Below are 23,837 nucleotides of genomic sequence, written 5' to 3' on the forward strand. Positions count from 1 at the left end.
GCATAGCCTAGTTGTGAAGAGTGTAATCGGATGAGCTGAGCATCGAGTGCGAGTGGGTCAGCGGTTCATCCTTCTGTTTCACCATTATCCGCAGCTGCTCAAGCATTTCTACCGCGCTGCACTAGTGGTATTGCAGCGACCAAGCCAACAGGCAGGACTTGCTACTTTGATAGCTGCTATGGGATCAACACTACTATTTCCTGTTTTTCGTTTGTTTCCTGGGCAATTACTACTGGCTTTGGTGAAGGGACTTGCGACATCACTATCAGTGTTCTATGTGCTATTTCCCAGTTTGCTACTTTACTATCTGCTCAAGTCTGTAGATGGTATGAGCCTTTTAGGACGGGGTATTGCTCGCTTAGTTCCTGAGCGAGACTTACAGGTGTTGCTGCTAGTGATTGGGTTCGCTCCTTTTGCCGAGTCAGTTAGTGGATTTGGAGTTGGTACCATTTTAGTAATTCCACTGTTTCTCGCACTAGGTTATAGTTCTGCTCAGTCAGCTATACTGGGTATTTTGGGTCAAATGGCTGTACCTTGGGGAGGATTAGCGATAGGTACAGTTCTTGGAGCGGAAATAACTAATCTAGATCCTAGTATTCTAGGTTCGACTACTGCTCTTTTGACTGCTCCTCTGCCGGTAGTTTACGGACTGGTGGCACTAGCAGTGAGTGGCGGAAAGAAATCCGTGCAACGCCGATGGCCAGAAGCGATCGCTGCCGGAGTGCTTCTTACCATAGGAGTTTGGGGGTTCAGTTGGATTCCTGGGGTTGAACTGGCCGGTGTACTTGGCAGCACACTGGTAATGTCATTCTTAGTGGTGTGGGCAAACCGAAAACTATTTCATAAACTATTTCATAAGGCAAAACGAAAAAGAACAGTAAATCTAGTCAACACTGCCCGTAATAGTTCCGAAAAAACGGCTCATGATTCGGCTGAGTATGGTATTACTAAAGTATCCCTCTGGCAGGTAATAGCTCCCTACGGAATTCTGACAGCAATTCTGCTGATCTCTCGCTTAGTTGTTCCTCTAAAAATTTTGCTGAAGAGCCATTTTGTGATATCCATAGCTGCCATCAATCTAAATCTACCCCTGCTTTACAACCCAGGCTTTTATTTACTTTTGACAGCTTTGGCTACAGTCACAATTTTGGGAACAGTCGTACACAAACTGCAAGTGATAACAATACAAGCTTGGCAACAATTTATCCCTGGAGCCATCGCACTCGCCTGTTTTCTAGCAGCCTCTCAAGTTATGCAAGCCAGTGGCATGATAGCTAGTCTAGGCATGGCCGCAGCAACACTTGGTGACAAGTATATATGGGTTGCACCTTGGTTAGCTGCTCTAGGAGGCTGGATTACTGGTTCAAGTACTGCGAGTAATGCCCTACTTTCCCAATTACAACAAGAGGTAAGCATTCAGTCTGGCTTACCACTAGAGTGGCTGATGGGAGCTCAGAATGGAGCTAGCGCCCACGCCACGATGATTTCACCTGCTCGCGCTATTATTGCTGCCACTGCTGTTGGGTGGTCTGGAGCTGAAGTCTTTTTGCTCCGGCAGATGGGACTAGTTGTTCTAGGAGCAGTGGCAGTTATTATGTCACTTCTGGTTTTGGCTTTACCATAAAATCTCTATTTTTAGATAGAGTAAGTATCAAATAAATCACTGAACATAAATTATGTTAATTATGTTCTCTTGATTAAGAAAATTAAAGTTGCTCAAACCCTTTCTGTTCCAAGATACCCGATCACCCATCCGAAGTTCCCTGGTCTGAACAGTCAACTTGAATTATGTCTGGCTACGGAGTATGATATGTAAATCCTAGAGATGGTTGAGCCAAATGACCCAGCTGAAATGCCCTAAATGTGAAGGAACCTTAGAAGCAGTTGTGTATTCAACGATTCCTGTAGACCGCTGCAGCAGCTGTCAAGGGATCTGGTTTGATTCCATGGAAGCTCAACTGTTGAAGGACATAAAAGGCTCCGAGATTATAGATACAGGTGACCCTAAAACAGGGAGTAACTTTAATGAAATTAGAGATATTAATTGCCCGAAATGCCAGACAAAACTGACCAAAATGGTTGATATAAAACAGACTCATATTCGGTATTAAAAATGCCCGGTATGCTATGGTATATGGTTTGATGCTGGTGAATTTAAGGATTATAAGGAAGAGGGAATAGCAGACTTTTTTAAGGATATTTTTAGCTAATTAATAGCCTAATTAGCAATTTAAAATTTCAATTAATTGGCTGCCACTGGGAAAACCTATGGGAAAAGGTAGTAGCTTGACCACGATGCTAATTTCCCTGATCAAGCAGGTTCGAGATGCTCAAGTCCGAAATGATCAACTCTATTGGGCTGGTTTCGGTAAAGTGATGATAAATTCACTATACGCTCCCACTTCAGTTTCCAGCTTCAAGGTTCCTCCATGCTGACCGACGATGATATCATGGGTCATTGATAATCCTAATCCTGTTCCTTCTCCAGTGGGTTTAGTGGTAAAGAAAGGATGGAAAATTTTATCTTTAATCTCCGGTGGTATCCCTATACCATTGTCACGGATGCGGATTTCTACCATCTGCTCCAGATTTTGGGTTTTGACCCGCAATGTCGCGGTAAAGGCTTTCTCCACCTGATCTGGATCTGACTGATAAGATTGCTGTTTGGCTTGAACCGCATAGCAACTGTTGTCAAGTAGGTTAATGAAGGCGCGGCTAAGATCATTTGATACTAGCTCTAATGGTTCAATAGAGTTATCGTAATCTGTGTCAATGATAATATTGAAGCGATTGTCAGAGGCTCGCTTGCTGTGATACACCAACTGTACTGCTTCGGCTAAAAGTTCATTAAGGTCAGTCAGTTGATGTTGAGAGCTCTCGGTTCGTGCGTGCAGCATCATACTGCTAATAATGCTATCGGCTCTGTTCCCGTGCTTATTGATAGCTAGGGAATTTTCTTTGATGTCGGTTAGAATCTCTTTGAGATAGTCTAGAGCGTCTGGATCGAGATGTTGAGATTGGTTCTCAAGTTCTTCAAGCGCTTCCTCCACCAGCTCAACGGAACCTTCAGCATAGTTGTTAACAAAGTTGAGAGGATTTCTGAGCTCATGGGCAATACCTGCGGTTAACGCCCCGAGGGAGGCAAGTTTTTCTTGGACAACAATCTGCTGTTGAGCAGCTTTTAATTCGACGGTTCTTTGTTCTACTTTCTCTTCTAGGTTGTGGGAATAGTCTTCTAGTTGCCCATTGGCTTGCTGCAAATCCTGATTCAGTTGAGAGAGTTCCGCCAGTAATCGCTCCCGCTCGGCTTCGGCTCGTTTACGTTCGGTGATGTCTTGAAAGGCTGCGATCGCATAAGCCACATTTCGCTCTTGATCATAGATCGGTGTACCCCAAGCTTCTACAGGAATCATCTTATCCCGTTGGCGTATTTCCATATCGTTAACTGCCACACTCTCCCCCTGCAACGCCCTCAAAATCGGATTCTGTGCTTTCGGGTAAAGTTGCTCAGTTCCAGCGAGATAAATCTGATAAGTGTCTTGTAACTGTGACTTTTTAGCTGACTCTATGATAGCTCTGTCTGAAATCTGCTGTCCAGCTTTATTGATCAAATAAGGCTTACCCTTGGCATCAGTTACACATACTCCCACAGGCATGGCTTCTAAGAACTGCCTCAAGCGATTCTCATTTTCATGGAGTTGGGAAATTAAATCAGCTTGTTCGCGGTTGGATTTTTCTAGCGCTTGATTCATTGTCTGGAGTTGAGCATTTTTTTCAGCTAGCGCCTTATCCTGAGAATAACTATACAATGCCTCTTTTACAGTAATTCTGAGGTCGTCAGCCTGCCAAGGCTTAGGGATATAACGATATAATTTAGCATAGTTAATCACATTTCCCACCGCTTCCAAATCCGCTTGCCCAGTCAACATAATTTTGAGGGTTTTGGGTGAAATAGTATGAATGCGTTTTAGTAATTCATCCCCTTTCAGATTGGGCATGATGTAATCAGAAATAACCAGGGCAACTTCATAGTCATCCTCTACTAATTCTTCGAAGACTTCTAACGCTTCTTCCCCACCTTGGGTCATTTCAATCAGATAGTTATCTCCCAAACTAGTTTCTAGCTCTATTTTCAGGCTATCTAGGATGGTTTGTTCGTCATCAACACAGATAATGGCAGTTCGATTCATAATTCGACTAAAGCATCCTGAATTGTTAAAATTAATTCCCGAGTATTCCAGGGTTTATGTAAACATCGATATAAGTTAGCATATTGTTTCGCCCGTTCAACCGCTTCCTCATCAGCTTGTCCCGTTAGCATAACTTTAATAATATCGGGATATTTGTGATGGACATTAATCAGAAATTGATCCCCTTTCATTCCTGGCATTAACCAATCGGAGACAATAATCAGAATTTGTTCTCCATTCTCATAGAGTTCATCAATGATTTCCAAAGCTTCATCAGCACTTTCAGCAAATTCATAGAGATACTTATCTTCAAAAGCTGCTTGAAGTTCCATCTCCAAGCTTTTCAAAATCGATATTTCATCATCAACACATAAAATTACGGCGTCAGACATGACTAGTTCCCTCATTGAATTCATACCAATTCTGGCCGATTACGGCTACAGATCAATTTCATCTGGCCATCTCCCGATCTGGCGATCTCCCGATTTCCCCATCTGCATCTGTAGTCCTACTTTGAAAAATTGCTATCAATAGTCAGAGAAACGGTCGAGATGGGTTGAGTAGGCAAGGTCGCGTTCGCTAGCCAACGCCCTTCGGGCTAATCGCATAAGTAATCTTACGGTCTTGATCGAAGATGACAAGTTTTTGGTAAGCCTCACACACCCCTCGATAAACCAGGGTTCTAAGGCGCTTAGTAAATTTCCTCAGTGAGCCGATAGCCTGGGAGTATAATCATTATTGGTTACTATGGATGATTTAATGACATGGACTGCAACTAGTCACAGTTTTGACACTCCCCGCTCTTGCCTAGACCGGGTTTTTTTTCCTTGGACCATTGTTTATGAACTAGCTAAACTTATAACTAGCTACACTTATAACTAGCTACACTTATAAAGTTCCCCAGCAATCCTGTCCAAATAACAGTTTCAGGTTCATCATCTCAATGTACCTCCTCAGCCATCGGCTGTGGCTGGTGAATCGGTAGGGAAACTGTAAAGGTAGTTTCACCAGGTACGGACTCCACCTCCATGTGTCCGTGATGTTTCTCTACAATTTTCCTAACAATATCTAATCCCAAACCACTGCCTTCTCCAGCGGCTTTCGTGGTAAAGAACGGCTGAAAGATTTTGGGCTGAATTTCAGGAGGAATCCCTTTGCCAGTGTCAGTAATGCTGACCTTGATTTGGTCATCTTGCTGCCTCACATTAATGGTTAAAGTCCCCTTGTTCTCCATAGCTTGGAGAGCATTGTGAATCAGATTCGTCCAGACTTGATTGAGTTCATCAGGATAGCACCGGATAACTGGCAAAGAATCGTCATAGTTTCTGTAGACGTCTACGCCATGTTTGAGTTGGTTATGATAAAGAGTCAAGACCGTGTCAATGCCATCAGTAATCTGTGCATCTATCTTTTCCCCACTAGAGTCATAACGAGCATAAGTTTTCAAGGCAAACACCACTTTTGTGGCTCGTTCCACGGCAGTGGTAATGTTGCGAGTACTCGTATAGAGGTTAGCTAACTGATAGGCAGTGGTTAAAATCATTTCGTTGTCTGGGTCTTTCAGGAGAGGCAAAAACTCTTCAAAGTCCTCATAAACCCCAATTCCCGCCAATAAATTGGCTAGCTTGACTGCTTTCTCAATAGCGTAGGATTCCAGTTGGCTTCTCAACCTTCGTTTGAGTTGACGTTGCTCTCGGGTAGATAGAGGGGTAGTCTGTCGGCTGGAGTATTGGAGTAAGGCCAACACATCGGACTGACGTTCTGGCGAGAGTCCTTGAAAAAATGAGGGTAATTGGTGGAGGTGGTCGTTGAAGAAGTTAGACAGATTGCCCACACAGGAGCGAATTGCTCCCAGGGGAGTATTGATTTCGTGAGCGATTCCTGCAACCAGTTGTCCAAGAGCAGCGAGTTTTTCTTGGGCGATTATCTGGCTTTGGGCAGCTTCGAGCTGTTCTAGGGTGTTTTGCCACCTCGCTTCTGCTGACCTTAGCTGTTCAATTTCCTCTTTAAGAAGGGCATTTTGCTCCTTGAGGGCCTTTGCCTGACTTTGCAGTTGCAAATGGGTTCTAACTCTGGCTAATACTTCCTCTGACTGAATCGGTTTGGTCAGATAGTCCACTGCTCCGAGAGAAAAACCCTTGACCTTGTTCACGGTCTCGCTCAGGGCTGTCATAAAAATCACAGGAATTTCACGGGTTAACGGATTTTCCTTCAGCCGATGGCACGTTTCAAATCCATCAATTCCTGGCATCATCACATCTAACACAATCAGATCTGGCGGTTTATAGTCAACCTGTTCAATGGCGCTTTCGCCATCAGTGGCAACTGCAACTTTGAAACCAGCACTGATCAATGTTGTGGATAGTACTTCTAAATTGGTGGCGATATCATCTACAATTAATATTAGTTGTTGATCCTGGCCATTGATCATTGTTACACCTTTTTATAGAGTGGTCGAAGCAAGTAACCAATTAATAAATCGTTGCTAAACCATCCTGATAACTCCTAATAACCCTAACCATAAATCTATCAGCATGACTTCCTAATAGTTAAACCGTAAAACTAGGATTTTATTAATGTTAATCCCATTAACCCCTAAAACTTTGCTCTCATTATCAATGACTGTTTGCTTAGCCGAAAAGTAGGCTATTGGCTGATCCCTGGCAAGGGTAGCATGGGCTTAGGGCGTTAACTGACGGCACCTCAAGTAGTGTGGGCGTAGCCCATAGGCTTACCTCTTAACTAATTACGTTCCAGGTATTGTTTGATGAAATCTTGGATTTTTTTAACCTGAAAGCCTTGAGCGAATTGCTGGATATGTTGGACAAAAATCGCAAATTTATCATCGGATTTATCCAGAGTATCCACTTGTTCTAGAATTTCGCTGATTAAGCCTGTTCTGGCCAAATCATAGAGCTGAGCAAGTTTTTCAGCTGGGGGAGGGATAATCTCTGTAGTTTGACATGAGATGTTTTCAGCCATCATCTTTTCTCGTTCTTCTTTTCCTTCATACACCCATTCCAGTCTCAGATGCATCCGTAATATCTCGAATAGTTTTTCTGAATCTACTGGCTTGGGCAGAAACTCGTCCGCCCCAGACTCAATACTCTTGTGTTGGTGAGTATCAAATACGCTGGCTGAGCAAGCAATCACCACTACTGACTGTAATTGGGGAGATTCTCGCAGCTGTCGGATCAATTCCCAACCATTCATCCCTGGCATGAGCAAGTCCGTAATAATTACCTCAGGCTGACACTGAGCTTTCTCCAAACCCTCTTGACCGTTGGTGGCCTCCACCAGTTCAAACCCAAGGGGGGCAAGCAGATTAACCAAAACCATGCGATTTTCCCATTTATCATCCACCACCAGGATTTTCCGCCCCTGGCCTTTGAAGCCAATGATCCCTGTTTGAGAAGCCATGGGGGCATGTAAGCTTTCTGTGGCTTCTGGCAACTCCAAATTAAACCAAAACACACTGCCAATTTCCGGCTGGCTCCTGACTTCTAAGGTAGAGTTCATCATACACAGGAGTTTCTGAGTAATCGCTAATCCCAATCCTGTCCCTTCTGCTTTGCGAAAGGGATTTCCTACTTGCTCAAAGGGGAAAAAAATCTTTTGTAATTGCTCTGGGGTTATACCAATCCCAGTATCTTCTACTTGAAACCGGATTTTTGTCCTTTTTTCTTTGTTAAGCTCCCTTGTGAAGGAGGGTGATGGGGAGATATCCTTTTGGGTAGATTCAAGGACACTCACTTTCAAGGTTACTTCCCCAGAGTCAGTAAACTTGATGGCATTACTTAGGAGATTCATCAGTACTTGTCGTAGGCGTTTCTCATCCCCATAGATGCCATTGGGGAGTTGAGAAAGGGGTTGGTAAGTAAATACAATGTCCTTCTGATTAGCGCGGATACTGCAGATGTCAACCAGGTTTTCCAGAAAGGAGGAAAAATGAAAATTTCTAGGAACGAGTTCCATTTTCCTGGCTTCAATTTTGGATAGATCTAGAATGTCGTTAATCAGGGTTAACAGGTGTGAACCACACTGATGAATGATGTGGACGCCTTTGAGTTCCTCAGGGGTCATGGTTTTGGACTTTTTGAGGATTTGGGTGTAGCCGAGGATACCATTAAGGGGGGTTCTTAGTTCGTGGCTCATGTTAGCCAGGAATTCGCTTTTGGCACGATTGGCGACTTCCGCAGCCTCTTTAGCATCTTGCAGTGCTGCTTCCGCTTGGTTGCGAGCAGTGACATCAACCATAACCGCTAGAGACCGAACCACCTGACCTAACTCATCTTGTTCAGCAATAGCGGAAAGAAGCACGTCAATGATTTCTCCATTCTTGCAAATCACCTGATAGGGAACATCCAAGCACATTTCTGTCTCAAAACATTTAGGCAGAAACATCCCTTGGGTGTACTGGCGTGATTCTGTTAAAAAATCAGTTGATTGTCTTCCAATAACTTCATTACGATCGTAGCCTAACTTCTTTTGCCAGTAGTTACTGACACTGAGCAATTTACCATTGCTATCAATCGAATGCAGCATAACTGGTGTATTTTCATAGAGCGTGCGAAAGCGTTCTCTGCTCAGCCGCAGCTCCTCCTCGGCCTGTTTGCGATCGCTAATATCTTTATGGGTTCCTGCCATTCGTTTCGGGTTGCCCTTGTGATCATGAGCCACGACTTTACCGTAAATGGCAATCCATTTCCATTGACCAGATTTGGTTCGTACTCTATGGTCACAGGCCAAGAGAACCGAACTGTTCTTTAGACAAGCATTCAGCAACGACTTTACTAAGGCTTTATCCTCTGGATGTATCAGCTTTTCCCAACTGCTGAGGTATCCTGGTAGCTCATCCACATCATAGCCCAGCATTTCTAACCACCGGGGACTGTAATAAACCTCTCCAGTCGTGATGTTCCAGTCCCAGAGTCCATCACCAGATCCTTCTAAGGCTAGCTGCAAGCGTTCCTGACTCAGTCCCAGTTCCTCTTCTGCGTGCTGATGCTCTATCTTAGCCCGTGCTAGTAAGCTAGAACCAATACCAATTAGCAGCACTAAACTACCATAAAGCCACCCTAGGGGCTTCCAGGAATCACGAGAGCGTTCATTTATCACCTTAGGGGAAATGTAGGTGACAATTTTCCAGGTATCGGAGTTAGCATCCATCGTAGTGGGATCAGAAAAACGCTTTTGTACAGGAGTTTTACCTGTTTGCATCTCGTAGAAAGGATGAACAGTGGTAAAGGTAAACTTACCGTTAGTAGTTTCAAATTGCCCCTGATCAGCCTTAGAAATCCGTTGCCATTCTTTTGGAAACCCCTTGGCAAAGGTACGGTCTTTGCGGTTAGGATACATGAATCCCCATTCATCCTCTGGCTTGGTTCCCTTCAGCCAAAACCCCTCACCATTCAAGAGCATCATTTCCCCTAAGGACGTGTGATTTTCGGATTCCAAACTATTGATGAAATGTTTAGGAAAATAGTTAATCATGACGATGCCCCGTTTCTGACCAGAACTGTCAAAAACAGGGCTACCAACGCGAATCACTGGCTTCAGGGGGTGTTCAATTTTTCCATTTTCGACATTCAGGTCTAGGGGAGAGACAAACATTTCTCCCTTTGGCAAAGCTAAGGTTTTTTTAAACCAGTAACGATTGGCCTTGACTTGCAGTTGTTCCTCAGGCACAATAACCGGCTGACCCTGGTTAAAGTTGACTGTAACAATTTCTTTCCCAGTTGTATCCAGAAAGCGAATTTGGTCATAAAGCCCTTTCTCTCGAACCAGGATCAGATATTCTTGAGTAAGGGCCATGCGCCACCTTTCAGTTTCTTGGGGAGCATCACTGGTGCTATCTAACATTGTCCGTAACTCATTTTGATTGGCTAGGAATCTCAAGTCTGATACAATGACATGGAAATCACTAGTTGCTCGTTGAGCTGCCATCTCAACATTACGAATTTCATTAAGGTTGACTTCGGTTGTGTCAACCTTAACCTCGGTGCGATGCATGAGCACTAGAAAACTTCCTATCCCTATCGTTAAAGGTATAAAAATAGCTAAAAAGTAGTTTAATTCGGCTATAGGGCTAATTTTTTTGATAGTTTTAATTGCTCCGATTAACTAGTTTAGTTTTTGCTAGTTTTTAAAAATTATTCTGTTCACTGTTACCCTTTAATTGTTCCCTTTAATTACCAAAAAACTGTAGTATTATTTTTTTTTTTTTTTAAATAGTCACTACTTCTGCTGCCGCAACTATATATATTGTGTATAATTTAGTTATGAATCAATCCTATAGCAAAGGGAACAGGAAGCAGGGAGTAGGGACCATGGACCATAGACTAGGAACTAGGGAACAAAAATTATCAAAATTATTACACAGATTGCTATACACAATATAGAGTTTTATGCCTGGTTTTATGGTTTTTTAATTAACAAAATAATTAATTAATTATTTTATAGCTTTTTTTAGCCTAATTAGTTACACAGGATTTTTTCCCTCTTCCCTACTCCCTACTCCCTACTCCCTACTCCCTACTCCCTACTCCCTACTCCCTACTCCCTACTCCCTTTGCTATAATAATTATTGCTCCCGATATTGCTGAATAAACTGTCGAATTTTCTTGAGTTTAAAGTCTTCTGATAATTGACGGAGATGTTGACTGAATGGGATTAACTTATCATCCGTTTTTTCCAGGATTTCCACTTGTTTTAAAATGTCGCTAATTAAGCCAGTATTCGCCAAATCGTACAGGTGATCTAGTGCTTCTTTTAAGGGCGGCACTATCGACTTTTGAGTTTTGAGGGGGGATGGTGCTTTGGTCGTGACGTTTTTATCTTTATGTTCTTCTTCTTCATAAACCCATTCTAGTTTCAGATGTACCCGTAACTTCTCTAATAGCTTTTTTGACTCTACTGGCTTCGGCAAAAAATCATCTGCTCCCGCCTCACTACTTTGGTTCTGGTGATCATCAAACACACTGGCTGAACAAGCGATCACTGGCACTGATGAGAATTGGGAGGATTCTCGCAACCGTTGAATCATCTCAAAACCATCCATCTGTGGCATCAATAAGTCAGTAATAATCAGATCCGGTTGGAAGTCTGTGGCTTTCTCTAAACCCTCTTTACCATTGCTCGCTTCTTTTAGTTCAAAGCCAAGGGGAGCTAACAGATTCACTAGTACCCAGCAATTTTCTGGTTTATCATCCACCACCAGAATTTTGCGCCCTTTGCCTGACAAACCAATGATTGTCTTGTCAGGAGCGATCGCATCAGTTACCCCTGTCGCTTCTGGCAAGTCCAAATCAAACCAAAATACACTGCCCACACCCAGCTGGCTTTGCACTTCCAAAGTAGACCCCATCATCTCAAGCAGTTTCTGAGTAATGGCTAATCCCAATCCGGTGCCTTCGGCTCGACTTAAGGGATTCCCCACCTGCTCGAAGGGCAACACTATTCGTTGGATGTGTTCCGGACTCATACCAATACCGGTGTCTTCAATTTCAAACCGAATTGTTTTCAAAATTCCATGGTGGTTTGGCTTTTTGTCTTCCTTTGTTGTTAAGGGCTTTGATTCCAAGACATTGACCTTGAAATTGACTGCGCCAGTGTCAGTAAACTTAATGCCATTACCGAGTAAGTTAATTAGTATTTGTCGCAGGCGTTTTTCATCGCCATGGATGTGATTGGGCAGTTGAGCAAAGGGTTGGTAAGTAAAGAGAATGTCTTTGTGATCAGCGCGGATGCGACAGATGTCAACTAGATTTTCTAGAAAGGAGGGAAAATGAAAATTCCTTGGGTAAAGTTCCATTTTCTTGGCCTCGATTTTAGAAATATCTAAAATATCGTTAATCAGGGTGAGTAGATGGTTGCCACATTGGTGGATAACACGGATGCCCTTGAGTTCCTCAGGGCTCATGATTTTAGAGCGTTGGAGGATTTGGGTATAGCCGAGGATGCCATTGAGGGGAGTGCGCAGTTCATGACTCATATTGGCCAGGAACTCACTTTTAGCACGGTTGGCAATTTCAGCGGTTTCTTTAGCTGCTTGTAATTCTTGGCTGAGGAGCTGTTGACGTTGGACTTCTGCTTCTTTGGATGCCAAAAGATGCTTTACTTGTTGAATCAGATGATTCAGAGAAGTACCTAAGACTCCTATTTCATCTTGGGATATGATCGGGGCTTGTAGAGTAAAATCATCATCTTGAGTGACGCGCTGGGCTACCTCTGTTACTTGTTGAATGTTACGGGTAATCAAGAACGTGACCCTGTTGGCAACTACGGTGGTAATTGCTGACCCCAGCAAGCACAAAGCACTGATACTTAACCACAACTGTCCCTGCACCTGCTCGAGAGGTGCGGCGGAGTAAAGTAAAACCAGTTTGCCCCCCTTGCCATTGATCCCAGTGATCTCTACAGTTTTGGCAATGTAGTTTTTCTCGGCAATAGTGACCTGCACTGGTAGGGATTGGATTGGCGGTGGCTGCCAAGGAGTGTTTTTAGCATCGGTTAAGGTAGAGGCAGTAACCTGAGAATCGTAGAAGGTAACCAGGTGATGGTGCCTATGGGGGCGTAATTGTTCAAGCCATTCATCGCTAATGGTAATGCCAACGATTATTCCCCCTAAGATTTCCTGGGCAGACTTCACCGAGGTTAGACCGACTAGAAGCGATGCAGCATTGTCTTGAGCTGGGAGGAAATCGAACAAATCCATGCCAATGCTTGCCGCTTGGTTGACTGTCTCGTCAATTAGCTCAACTTGGTTAAGGTCTGCCTGCCGCAGTTCCAGCAATACAGACCCGTTCTTGTCTACGAGTTTAAGCAGATCGAGCTGATAAGATAACTGTATCGGCAGTAAATACTGAAACAGCTTTTGCCGGTTCCCTGTCGCAACCAATGTGGAAACATCCTCTCTGTCTGCTATCCACCTTGCCTTCAAAAATAGAGTTTCTTTTTCCTGTTCAAAGGCATGCAATTGTACGGATGAGAAGTTCTGGATCTTATTTTTCAGTTGCAGTTCTATACGCTTAGTGAAAAAATAGCCCAAACTAAAGGTTCCTACTATCCACATTCCCAGGAACACAGAGAGCATCGGCCATAGTATTTTTGCTCTGAGGGAAAGTTTCGAGTACATCTGTCGGAACATGTCACTACTACTCCTGTTCCTGGCTAGATGGTATAAACCCTGATCCGAGCAGATGGTTGCCTCCTTCTTTGCTAAAGGCGAAGTCAATAAAGGTTTGGGCATTATCTGAGGGAGCTTGGCGGTAGACGATGCCAAGGCGACGCACCATTTTATACTTACCTGACTGAATGTTTTCAGGGGTGGGTTCTACGCCATCGAGGCTGAGGCGGTTCACAGGTAGCTGATTAGCGATCGCATAGGCCAGGGAAAAAGCACCGATGCTGTAGGGTGTACTCTCAACCGCTGCAATTAAATCAGCTTCGTGGCGCAAAATCACTGCTTCTGGAGCATTCTTGAGGTCTGACCCAAGGTAATATTTCCGCAATAGTTTCTTGGCTGACTCATCCTCATGTCGATCCAGCACGATAATTGTTGCGTCTGGTCCCCCTAGCTTTTGCCAATTGGTCACCTTGCCGCTGTAGATTGCCTTGAGTTGTTCGGTTTGCAAATTGGTTACTCCTACGACACTAGGGTGAGTTGCTACTACTAAACCATCTTTGGCGATTTCCCGATATACTAAAGAGCCATCATCCTCCTCTGGTTTCAAGGTCCTGGTAACAGTACCAAGATCAACTAATTTGTCTTTAGCGCCAGCGATTCCACCAGGGGATTGACTTTTTGGCAAAAAGGTAATGACTGTGTTTTCAGTCTTAGCTTCATAGGCAGCGGCTAATACCTTCATGGCTGGATAGGGACTCCCTGCCCCAGTAATCTTGATTTCCTGCTGGGGTTGTTGGACATTGGTCGCTTGGTTGGTGTTGGGAGTGCAGCTTACCAACATGGCTAGACTCGTCCCTAGAGCTAGAGTAAACCAGGTATTTAACTTCAACATCTCCAATAAACTATTAATTTTACTCTTGATAATCACGAGTTTTTGGTGAGCCTCAGACATGCCTTGAGCAACTTAGGTTCTAGTGCCAGAGTCAATGCCATAAAGGTGCAACACGACCCTTTTTGAAGGAGACAAGGGAGCCTGTTAAAGGTTTGAATGAATTGATTGAAACCGTCTTTGACAATCAGGATTGATTGGTTAAGTTCATTTTTAATCTAGTCATAGAATATCCTCCTCAAGAGAGATGCAGCCATTGTCTTTTATTACTAGTTTAGTTAAACTATTGCGAATACTTTCCAGTTATGGTATTCTACAATAGCCATATTATAGAGTTCCCAGCTAATCTTACCCAAATAACAGTTTCAGCTTAATCTCTAGTTTATTTTGTTGGTATGTGATCGGAAAAATTTACTAACCAAAAATAGTTTTGTGGATTGGTTATTAATAGTTACTTGTGATCTAGCGTTTCTTATACTTATAAGCTACATTCAATTTTATTACCTCTACTCCCGACTCCCGATTCCCGACTCCCTTTGCTATAATAATTATTGCTCCCGATATTGCTGAATAAACTTTCTGATTTTCTTGAGGTTAAACTCTTCGGCTAATTGACGGAGATGTTGGCTAAATGGGATTAACTTATCATCAGATTTTTCGAGAATTTCAACTTGTTTTAAAATCTCGCTAATTAAGCCAGTCTTAGCCAGATCGTACAGCTGGTCTAGTGATTCTTTTGAGGGCGGCACTATCGAGTTTTCAGTTTTGAGGGGGGATGGTGCCTTGGTGCTTAGGTTTTTATCTTTATCTTCTTCTCCTTCATAAAGCCATTCTAGTTTCAGATATTTCCGCAACTTCTCTAATAGCTTTTTTGACTCTACTGGCTTGGGCAGAAAATCATCGGCTCCCGCCTCAATACTGTGATGCTGGTGATCATCAAACACACTGGCGGAACAAGCGATCAGTGGCACTGATGAGAATTGGGAGGATTCTCGCAACCGTCGGCTCATCTCAAAACCATCCATCTGTGGCATCAACAAGTCAGTAATAATCAGATCCGGTTGGAACTGTTTAGCTTTCTGCAAACCTTCTTTACCATTGGTTGCTTCTTCTAGTTCAAAGCCAAGGGGAGCGAGCAGATTCACCAGTACCCAGCGATTTTCTTGTTTATCATCCACTACCAGAATTTTGCGCTCAATGCCAAGGAAACCAATAATTGTCTGATCAGGAACAATCACATCAGTTACTTCTGTGGCTTCTGGCAACTCCAAATCGAACCAAAATACACTACCAACACCCAGCTGGCTTTGCACTTCCAACGTAGACTCCATCATCTCAAGCAGTTTCTGAGTAATCGCTAATCCTAATCCGGTGCCTTCGGCTCGACTTAAGGGATTCCCCACCTGCTCGAAGGGCAACACTATGCGTTCGATGTGTTCCGGACTCATACCAATACCGGTGTCTTCAATTTCAAACCGAATTGTTCTGATCAGTCCATGGTGGTTTGGCTTTTTGTCTTCCTTTGTTGTTAAGGGCTTTGACTCCAGTACATTTACCTTGAAAGTCACTGCTCCAGTGTCAGTAAATTTAATCCCATTACCCAGTAAGTTGATTAGTACTTGTCGCAGGCGTTTTTCATCGGCATAAATGTGATTGGGGAGTTGAGCAAAGGGTTGGTAACTAAAGGAAATTTCCTTCTGATCAGCGCGGATACGGCAGATGTCAACTAGGTTTTCTAGAAAGGAGGGAAAATGAAAATTCCTTGGGTACAGTTCCATTTTCTTGGCCTCGATTTTAGAAATGTCTAAAATATCGTTAATCAAGGTCAATAGGTGGTTGCCACATTGGTGGATGACACGGATGCCCTTGAGTTCCTCAGGACTTATGATTTTAGAGCGTTGGAGGATTTGGGTATAACCGAGGATGCCATTGAGGGGAGTGCGCAGTTCATGACTCATATTGGCCAGGAACTCACTTTTAGCACGGTTGGCAATTTCAGCGGTTTCTTTAGCTACTTGTAATTCTTCGCTCAGGAGCTGTTGACGTTGAATTTCTACATCTTGAGCTGCTAACAGTGTTTTACTGGTATAGAAGGCTAATAGGGCTGCAGTTGAAATTGATAGGATCATGGTTATCAAAATGATTCGAGTCCGAAGCCTTTCAGAAGCCTCTAGCACAGCTTTGGCATGTGGTATTTCCTCCTCAACTTCCTCTATTATTTCCTCAAGATCATAGACGAAACTTCTGAGGTTGAGCCCTAAAGGACTCTTGCTTAAATCTAAAAACTTTTTTTGGGCTTTCTCGATGTGTTCTGGGGTCAAATTCGACGGATCAATTTGCCGCAATAGTGCCTCTATACGTTGGGTGTAGACTTGTATTAGGCTGTCATAATTTTTGATAAGGTTATTTAAAAGTTCAACTTCCTCTGGTAGCTCATATACCTCTGAATTTTTGTAAGACTCTTTTAATGCCAACCAGTTTTGCTGGGCTAATCGGGAATGCTTTTTAAAACGAGAATACTCTTCATGAAAAAGCTCTGGTTGCTGGAACATAACAGCGAAGTATTGATGGTGTATTTGTATTTCCAGCAGGTAACGTTGCAAGTCCATGAGAAGCTCACTTTCTTCTAAGGTATCTTCTCTTAAGTTCTGAGCATAGTTTTGGTACCCATTGCCAATCAGGAGTCCAACGGTTGTTCCCAGGACAGCAATCCCAAGGGCAATACCATACCCATAGGCAATCTTTTGACTGATACTAAGGCGATTTAGCTGCTTTCTGAACCAGGTAAGGGAACCTGTTAAGGGATGGCATGAGTTGCTTGAAACCGTCTTTAACAATGAAGATGCGGTGGTTGAGTCTGTTTTTAATTTAGTCATATTACTTCTCCATATCCTCCTCAAGGGAGATGCAGCCATTGTCTTTTATCAGTAATTAAAAACTATTGCGAATTATTTAATAATTGTGGGGTTGTACATACCGGGGTTGTAGATACAATTGTAAATAAAGTGGTAAATACAATAGTTATATTATAGAATTCCCAGCCAGTCCCACCCAAGTAACAGTTTCAGTCTCCTATCAATTACCCTTGCTTCTTTAGTTTGGGATTTATAGTGTTAGTCACCAGGTTTATCTAATTACTTTACAGGTATTGTTTGATGAATTCTCTAATTTTTTTTATTTGAAATTTTTCGGATAATTGACGGATAGCTTGGGAAAATGGTATAAATATATCATCATTTTTTTCTAGCTGATCGACTTCCTCTAAAAGGTCATTGATTAAGCCTGACATAGCCAGATCGTAGAGGTAGACTAGTTTTTCTTTTGGAGGACTAACAATTTGTGTTGTTTGAAGTGATATGTTTTTATGATTATGATTTTTGTGTTCTTGACATTCAAAAACTTTTGGCTGATTTTTTTGAAAATTTATTTCATGGTATTCTGGATAAGTGGGTACGTCTAAATCTATAGTAAAACTACTACCTTTGCCTGGTTTAATCTCGACATTAATGTCACCTTCCATCCTCTTGACAAGTTTCTGGGGAATTGCTAAACCCAGTCCAGTACCTTCCACATAACCAGAGGTATTTTCTAGCTTTTAAAAGGGCAAAAATAGTTGAGATAATTGCTCGCTATTCATGCCAATACCGGTGTCTTTTAATTCAAAGCGAATAGTGGTAATCTGTTGGAGTTTATTTGTTATTTCATCTTTAGCATTTTTCCTTGATTCAAGGACACTAACCTTAAAGGCTACTCCCCCTGTTTCAGTAAATTTAATGCCATTGTCGAGTAAGTTAATCAGCACTTGTAGCAAGCGTTTTTCGTCAACAGTAATTGCTCTAGGTAGTCGAGAAGTCGCTTGGTAACTATAGGAAATACCCTTTTGTTCTGCTTTCAACTGACAAATTGCTACGATGTCCTTCAAGAAGGTACCAAAATCAACCGTTTCGGGGTGGAGTTCTAATTGATCAGCTTCAATTGTACAGAGGTCTAAAATCTCATTGATCAGGGTGAGCAGATTAGAGCCGCACTGCTCGATAATATCAATACCTTTCTTGTCGTTAGCAGTTAGGCTAGTTGATTGTTTCAGGATTTGAGCGTAACCCAAAATACCGTTGAGGGGAGTGCGGACTTCGTGGCTGATGTTGGCAATAAATATACTTTTAGCACGGTTAGCAGCTTCACTTTCCACTGCTGCCTGAACTGCTGCTTCTTTGGCTTTCTGGAGTTCCACTGTCCGTTGCTCAACTCGCTGTTCTAGCTGTTTTTCACTCTCCATCAGCGCTGCTACTGCTGAAATGCGATCGCTAATATAGATAGCTAGCAATATGGTCAGTAATAGTCCCCCCAAGGAAACAGTCCAGGGATACCAGGTTCTTCGACTCGCTATATATTCGGAATTGGGCTTAGACAGAATCAACCATTTCTGTCCTGAGACATCAAGAATTACAGTATGGTGTAACCCATTTCTGAGGGTAGCAAGGTTTTCGTCCTTCAAGTCCTTTGATGCTTTGGGTGTACTAGATGAATAGGTATAGAGCAATCGCTCCTCTGTTGGCGCAGATTCGTGAAACAGATAAACATCAATCCCCCTCGGTTGTCGATACTTTAAAGCCCTGTCTACAATGTCTCCAATCAAAAACGCACTTGAGGCAAAACCTTCCAGATTTTGGCGACGGGATATAACTGAATTAGTAGGTGTATTTTGTCGATAAATTGGCCATAAAATTAGGAATCCTAGTTGGTGCTGGGGGCTTTTATGCATTAATGTCATCGGTGCAGTTGCGATCGCTTTGCCACTATCCCGTGATAATTCCAAAGCTTCCAAACTTAGAGAATTCGAGGCTAGGTCAAATCCCAACATTGTCTCATTATCGTGGTATGGCTCAACAAAATAGACCGGAAAATATTCTTCTCTGGGTTTAGCCTTAATCAGCTCTCCCTGAGGATTCTTTTCTGTAATTTTAAAGTTAGGAAAACCCTCTTGTTTGGCAGCTTGTTCGTAAGCGGCTCGTTGCTCATGGGGTACCCAAGGAATCCACTCTAGGGCTTGAATATCTGAATGATTTGACAAGTAAGGCTTGACAAACGTCCGAAATTCCTGACGAGTCACTTTTTCGGAGGCAGCATAAACCCCAACAATCGATTCCAGTTGTTGTAGATTTTTGTCAAGGCTTCTTTGGAGCAAGGAAACAATATCGGTTGCATCTTGTTCAAACTCTTTTTCGATCGTTTTGTTTTCCAAATTCCAAGTTCCCATGAACGTTAGTATGGAAAACATAACCCCTGTAAAAATAGTCAGTGCTAAGGGCAGAGAATGGACTGTTTTTTTGAGCGGGAGTAGAGGATTAATTAGTTTGGTATTATTCATTAAATTACCTTTGTTTAGTCCCTGAGTACATAAAGTTTAATGGTTGGAATTAGTCAGTCTATGAAATATCATAAATAGGCGAGAGATAACTGGTTTTGAAAGTAAACAGGCATCTTCTGAATTCAATGAATATAGTCGTTAAGGAAAGAGCGTATTTTTTTTAACTGAAACTTTTGAGCTAATTCACGGATGTGTTGGACAAAATCACTAGTGTTTGGATCGGATTTTTCTAGGTTATCGATTTGTTTTAAAAGGTCATTGATTAAGCCTGCCCTAGCCAGATCGTAAAGTTGGGAAAGTTTCTCGACTGGAGGAGTCACAATCTCTAGGGTTTGAGATGAGATGTTTTTCTTCTTCCTACTTCCTCCTTCCTGCCTTGCTTGATAAATCCATTCCAGTTTCAGATGCACTTGTAACATCTCTAGTAGCTTTTCTGCCTCTACTGGTTTAGGCAGAAAATCATCCGCTCCAGCCTCACTACTTTTTTCCTTGTCAGTGTCAAATACACTAGCCGAAGACGCAATCACTACTTTTGAGTGCAATTGGGGGGATTGTCGCAACTGTCGGATCATCTCAAAGCCATCCATCTGTGGCATCAACAAGTCAGTGATAATCAGGTCTGGTGGAAATGCTGTGGCTTCCTCTAAACCCTCTTGACCACTGCTAGCCTCCACTAGTTCAAATCCCAGGGGAGCCAGCAGATTTACAATCACCCAGCGATTTTCTTGTTTATCATCCACCACCAGAATTGTGGGTGGCTGACCTTTGAAGCCAATAATCCCTCTTTGAGGAGTCATGGGTTTGGATGCAGCTGTGGTTTCTTTTAACTGCAAATCGAACCAAAACACAGTGCCAATGCCCAACTGGCTGCTTACTTCTAACTTAGACCCCATCATCTGAACCAGTTTCTGAGTAATGGCTAATCCCAATCCCGTCCCTTGTGCTTTATTTAAGGGATTCCCCACCTGCTCGAAGGGCAAAAATATTCGTTCGATTTGTTCCGCACTCATGCCAATACCCGTGTCTTCAATTTTAAATCGAATTGTTGTCAATAGTCCTTGGCTATTGGTCATGTGTTCATTCTCCTTTTCCCTGGGTTTAAGGACACTTACTGTAAACTTAACGTCTCCAGTGTCAGTAAACTTAATCCCATTCCCCAGTAAGTTAATCAGCACTTGTCGCAGGCGTTTTTCATCAGCATGGATGCCGGTGGGAAGTTCAGAAAGGGGTTGGTAAGTAAACAAAATGTCCTTGTTTTGAACTCGGATTTCGCAGATGTCAATCAGGTTCTGAAGAAAAGACGAAAAATGAAAATCTGTCCGGTAGAGTTCCATTTTACCAGCTTCAATTTTGGACAGGTCTAAAATGTCATTAATTAGGGTGAGCAGATGATCACCACATTGATGGATAATGTCAATCCCCTTGAGAGACTGATCAGACAAGGTTTTGGAGCGTTTCAGGATTTGGGTGTAACCGAGGATGCCATTGAGAGGGGTGCGGAGTTCATGGCTGATGTTGGCGAGAAATTCGCTTTTGGCACGGTTGGCCACTGCGCTTTGCGCCGCAGCGCGAACGGCTGCTTCTTTTGCCTGTTTGAGGTCTTCCTCAGCTTGTTTGCGATCGCTAATATCGGTTCTGATCGCCAAATACTGGTAAGGTTTGTCTCTATCATCCAAGAACGGTACAATGGTGGTATCGACCCAGTAATAGGTGCCATCTTTCGCTTGATTCTTAATTTCTCCCTGCCAAACTTGACCACTAGCAATAATTGACCAGAGGTTTCGGAAGAATTCCTTGGGGTGGTAATTGGAATTGATCAATAGATGGCTTTGTCCAATCAGTTCTTCTCTAGAATATTTAGAGATATGACAGAACCGATCATTGACATCGGTAATTACCCCTTTTTGGTCAGTAATTGCTAGGATTGAACCTTGATCTAAAGCATACTTAAAATCTGATAATTCTTTGATTATTTTTTGTAAAGTTACTTCTATTTTTTGTTTTTTATCAATCTCTTCTATCAGACGTTTATTCACCTGATTGATTGTCAAATAGGTACGTCGATAATCCAGTATTAATCCTACTAGGGGGATCAGGTAGGCAATAATTTTGAGGAAATGGGCGATATGGAAATGACTGTCGAAGAGTGCTTGTGAACCAAAAGCCATGTGGAGTTGGGCGACTGTATCGGGAATAGTACTCACAATTAAGGAGTAAGAGAACAGACTGGGATACCGTTGGTGAAAGCTTGGGTAAATAAAAATGCCAGCAGCAATAAACAGAAGCAATGGCAGGATGTCCCATGGTCGGGGGATAATGAAGTTGGGAAATGTTGTTTCCGGCAGAAGCTCGCTGGTTGCACAGATGTGAATTATGCCATAGGCAATCAACCCAAACCCCAAGCTGACAATAATGACAAAACCCAAGCTGCTGGTTTGGTTTTTTTCTACCCAGCTTCTCCTTAAGCAAAGGCTAGTTCCTAGAATCAGGATTAGTGCATTGAAAAGCCGACAGAGTGTCCAGGTAAATGGAATTAAATTCCGATTATCGGCGACAGCATCAATTAAGTGCTCAGCAGCCACAGTATTAAAGGTATCCATCACACCAGCAAAAAAAAGTGATAGGCCGATGATAGGAACGATTGGGTCTTTGGTGATACTATAGTTTGTGAAGGCTAAGCAAACCGTAAAAATAGCCGTACAGACAGCACTCCACTCCAAGAGTGTGTGTACAAAACTTCCGGACAGGACGGAGTGCATGGCATCATGAAGTTCATGGGGTTCCCATTCAGAGGCTGCCGAGAGGTCAAACAGTTCCTGATCGGTACTAAAATCAACCCCTAATTGATGCACAATATAGGGTAAAATGCAGATAAAAATCACTGTCCAAACCAATGGTTTGGGGAATCTAGTGTTGCCGACAAGCCTGGATTTCGTCATAGTTTGGATTTCCAATATGGCTTTCGGTTTGATCAGTTATAAAGATGAGGAAGGTCTTTAGGTAAGACTTGCCTAAATCATGGCACCAATAGGCAATACCAAGTAGGGTTCTAGTGCCAGAGTCGATTGACTCAGTGATGGAATAGCCTGGAGCTGTAATCATTTAGGGTTAGATTCATTGAACAATATGGACTTCTGTGATGCCAGTTAGATATACCAGTTACATATAGAGTTCCCGACTAGTCCGACCCAAATAACGGCGTTGTATAGCGGTTTTCAATTGGGTGAGGTACAGATTCCTCGGTTTTAGGGAATAGGGAACAGGAAATAGGGAACAGCGGATCTGGGAACAGGGAACAGGGAACAGGGAACAGAGAACAGGGAACAGGGAACAGGGAACAGAGAACAGGGAACAGAGAACAGAGAAGAGGGAATAGGTAAAAAATTATTTGTACCTCATAGCTATGAAAAACGCTAGACTTGTAGGGGGATGATTTATGGAGATTGGGAAGAGACCCGAAGTGGGGGAGGAGACTGCAAGAAGGGGAAGTAAGCTGTGAGGCATCTTATCTGAATTAGCACTATGAATTAGCACTATGAATTAGCACTATGAATTAGCACTATGAATGCTACAAATGATTTCTTTGATTGAATCGGCAAGGGGGCAGGGGCGCTCAGGAAAAAGGGAGAAAACTTTGAAGTTTTCCCCCTTTCTCAAAAATAGACAAGAAATAGACAATTTAAGTGGGCGAAATCCTCAATTAAGCGGTATCCACTGGGAAAACGTAGCCCCTTGACCACAATAGTTATTTTCCTCATCAATGAGATTCCAGACGATAACATCTGAAATCTGGAACCGTTTACCAGTGCTAGAAATACGGACACCTTGATAGTTGCTAATATAGCCCTGGGTTGTGACTTGGTTAAGCAGGTGTAAGCGCTCCTCCCTTTCCATCGGCTCAGCTGAATATCTCGAAGGCATCTGAGTCAATTGGTTCCAATCCATTTCCCACAATTCCAAAGCTTTCCGATTGCCATAGTTGTAAATCGGGTCTGATTCAGTGTTGTGAGAGAGGACCGTAAAGGGAGCTTCAAATAGTGCCTGTGCAATTTCGATAGGTAAGCCACTGGTATCGATTAGAGAATGCCCTGTCCAATGATGAAAGCTATTGATTAGACGTTCGCTCTGGCGAATTACTGGGTCTTGTTGCCAAGGAAATTGGAGCTCAGTGTTCATCGGTTTATTATTTTGCAAAGATTTATCACCCTTAGGGAACTATAGCAATCCTAAACTCTGTGATCCTGAACTCCTGCAACTTCTTGA

12 protein-coding genes and 2 pseudogenes are annotated in these 23,837 nt (G+C 42.8%); 3 read left to right on the forward strand and 11 right to left on the reverse strand.

All coding sequences use genetic code 11. From position 1 onward, the window contains the following. The first annotated feature begins 46 nt into the window (after positions 1-46). The 3 genes and pseudogenes from F6K46_RS26505 to F6K46_RS26515 all read left to right on the forward strand — a co-directional run. Positions 47-1,624, forward strand: coding sequence for an L-lactate permease (locus F6K46_RS26505; protein ID WP_293054882.1), 1,578 nt, complete (start codon positions 47-49; stop codon positions 1,622-1,624). Between the two features lie 214 nt (positions 1,625-1,838). Further along, positions 1,839-2,111 (forward strand): zf-TFIIB domain-containing protein, encoded by a 273-nt coding sequence (locus tag F6K46_RS26510; RefSeq protein WP_293054884.1) that lies wholly within the window; start codon positions 1,839-1,841, stop codon positions 2,109-2,111. 3 nt (positions 2,112-2,114) lie between these two features. Next, positions 2,115-2,210, forward strand: a pseudogene (locus tag F6K46_RS26515) (zf-TFIIB domain-containing protein); the annotation flags it as partial. A gap of 141 nt (positions 2,211-2,351) precedes the next feature. On the opposite strand, the gene F6K46_RS26520 reads toward F6K46_RS26515, so the two are convergent. From F6K46_RS26520 to F6K46_RS26570, 11 genes and pseudogenes are all read right to left on the reverse strand, one after another. Then, the gene (locus tag F6K46_RS26520; protein WP_293054886.1) at positions 2,352-4,190 is read right to left on the reverse strand and encodes an ATP-binding protein; all 1,839 of its coding nucleotides are present in this window, start codon (positions 4,188-4,190) and stop codon (positions 2,352-2,354) included. Continuing rightward, positions 4,187-4,582: a response regulator gene (locus F6K46_RS26525; protein WP_293031622.1), complete on the reverse strand. Its 396-nt coding sequence runs from the start codon at positions 4,580-4,582 to the stop codon at positions 4,187-4,189. The genes F6K46_RS26520 and F6K46_RS26525 overlap by 4 nt, the downstream gene beginning before the upstream one ends. A 548-nt stretch (positions 4,583-5,130) precedes the next feature. Beyond that, the gene (locus F6K46_RS26530) at positions 5,131-6,621 is read right to left on the reverse strand and encodes a response regulator (RefSeq protein WP_293054888.1); all 1,491 of its coding nucleotides are present in this window, start codon (positions 6,619-6,621) and stop codon (positions 5,131-5,133) included. A gap of 311 nt (positions 6,622-6,932) precedes the next feature. Beyond that, positions 6,933-10,202, reverse strand: a complete 3,270-nt coding sequence (locus tag F6K46_RS26535) for a PAS domain S-box protein (RefSeq protein ID WP_293055366.1) — start codon at positions 10,200-10,202, stop codon at positions 6,933-6,935. A gap of 571 nt (positions 10,203-10,773) precedes the next feature. Then, positions 10,774-13,338, reverse strand: coding sequence for a response regulator (locus F6K46_RS26540; protein WP_293054890.1), 2,565 nt, complete (start codon positions 13,336-13,338; stop codon positions 10,774-10,776). Positions 13,339-13,345: 7 nt separating this feature from the next. Next, positions 13,346-14,269: a substrate-binding domain-containing protein gene (locus F6K46_RS26545; protein ID WP_293054892.1), complete on the reverse strand. Its 924-nt coding sequence runs from the start codon at positions 14,267-14,269 to the stop codon at positions 13,346-13,348. A gap of 485 nt (positions 14,270-14,754) precedes the next feature. After that, a complete protein-coding gene (locus F6K46_RS26550) occupies positions 14,755-17,082 on the reverse strand; it encodes a response regulator (RefSeq protein ID WP_293054894.1) in 2,328 nt (775 codons plus the stop codon). Between the two features lie 263 nt (positions 17,083-17,345). Then, a pseudogene (locus F6K46_RS26555) lies at positions 17,346-19,574 on the reverse strand (CHASE domain-containing protein). Positions 19,575-19,696: 122 nt separating this feature from the next. Then, entirely contained in the window at positions 19,697-22,513 is a 2,817-nt protein-coding gene (locus F6K46_RS26560) for an ATP-binding protein (protein WP_293054896.1), read from the reverse strand. Beyond that, on the reverse strand, positions 22,482-22,676 hold the full coding sequence (locus F6K46_RS26565; protein ID WP_293054898.1) for a hypothetical protein: 195 nt from the start codon (positions 22,674-22,676) through the stop codon (positions 22,482-22,484). The genes F6K46_RS26560 and F6K46_RS26565 overlap by 32 nt, the downstream gene beginning before the upstream one ends. Before the next feature lie 594 nt (positions 22,677-23,270). Beyond that, entirely contained in the window at positions 23,271-23,750 is a 480-nt protein-coding gene (locus F6K46_RS26570; protein WP_075895784.1) for an MEKHLA domain-containing protein, read from the reverse strand. Positions 23,751-23,837 lie beyond the last annotated feature (87 nt).

It is taken from the genome of Moorena sp. SIO3E8 (genome assembly GCF_010692445.1).
Lineage (GTDB): Bacteria > Cyanobacteriota > Cyanobacteriia > Cyanobacteriales > Coleofasciculaceae > Moorena > Moorena bouillonii.

What these genes read in the sequence shown, in the direction of transcription:
- F6K46_RS26535 (WP_293055366.1), bottom strand. Translation starts at nt 10,202, where the DNA reads ATGCATCGCACCGAGGTTAAGGTTGACACAACCGAAGTCAACCTTAAT.
- F6K46_RS26530 (WP_293054888.1), bottom strand. Translation starts at nt 6,621, where the DNA reads ATGATCAATGGCCAGGATCAACAACTAATATTAATTGTAGATGATATC.
- F6K46_RS26540 (WP_293054890.1), bottom strand. Translation starts at nt 13,338, where the DNA reads ATGTTCCGACAGATGTACTCGAAACTTTCCCTCAGAGCAAAAATACTA.
- F6K46_RS26550 (WP_293054894.1), bottom strand. Translation starts at nt 17,082, where the DNA reads ATGACTAAATTAAAAACAGACTCAACCACCGCATCTTCATTGTTAAAG.
- F6K46_RS26525 (WP_293031622.1), bottom strand. Translation starts at nt 4,582, where the DNA reads ATGTCTGACGCCGTAATTTTATGTGTTGATGATGAAATATCGATTTTG.
- F6K46_RS26565 (WP_293054898.1), bottom strand. Translation starts at nt 22,676, where the DNA reads ATGATTACAGCTCCAGGCTATTCCATCACTGAGTCAATCGACTCTGGC.
- F6K46_RS26570 (WP_075895784.1), bottom strand. Translation starts at nt 23,750, where the DNA reads ATGAACACTGAGCTCCAATTTCCTTGGCAACAAGACCCAGTAATTCGC.
- F6K46_RS26560 (WP_293054896.1), bottom strand. Translation starts at nt 22,513, where the DNA reads ATGACGAAATCCAGGCTTGTCGGCAACACTAGATTCCCCAAACCATTG.
- F6K46_RS26520 (WP_293054886.1), bottom strand. Translation starts at nt 4,190, where the DNA reads ATGAATCGAACTGCCATTATCTGTGTTGATGACGAACAAACCATCCTA.
- F6K46_RS26545 (WP_293054892.1), bottom strand. Translation starts at nt 14,269, where the DNA reads ATGTCTGAGGCTCACCAAAAACTCGTGATTATCAAGAGTAAAATTAAT.
- F6K46_RS26510 (WP_293054884.1), top strand. Translation starts at nt 1,839, where the DNA reads ATGACCCAGCTGAAATGCCCTAAATGTGAAGGAACCTTAGAAGCAGTT.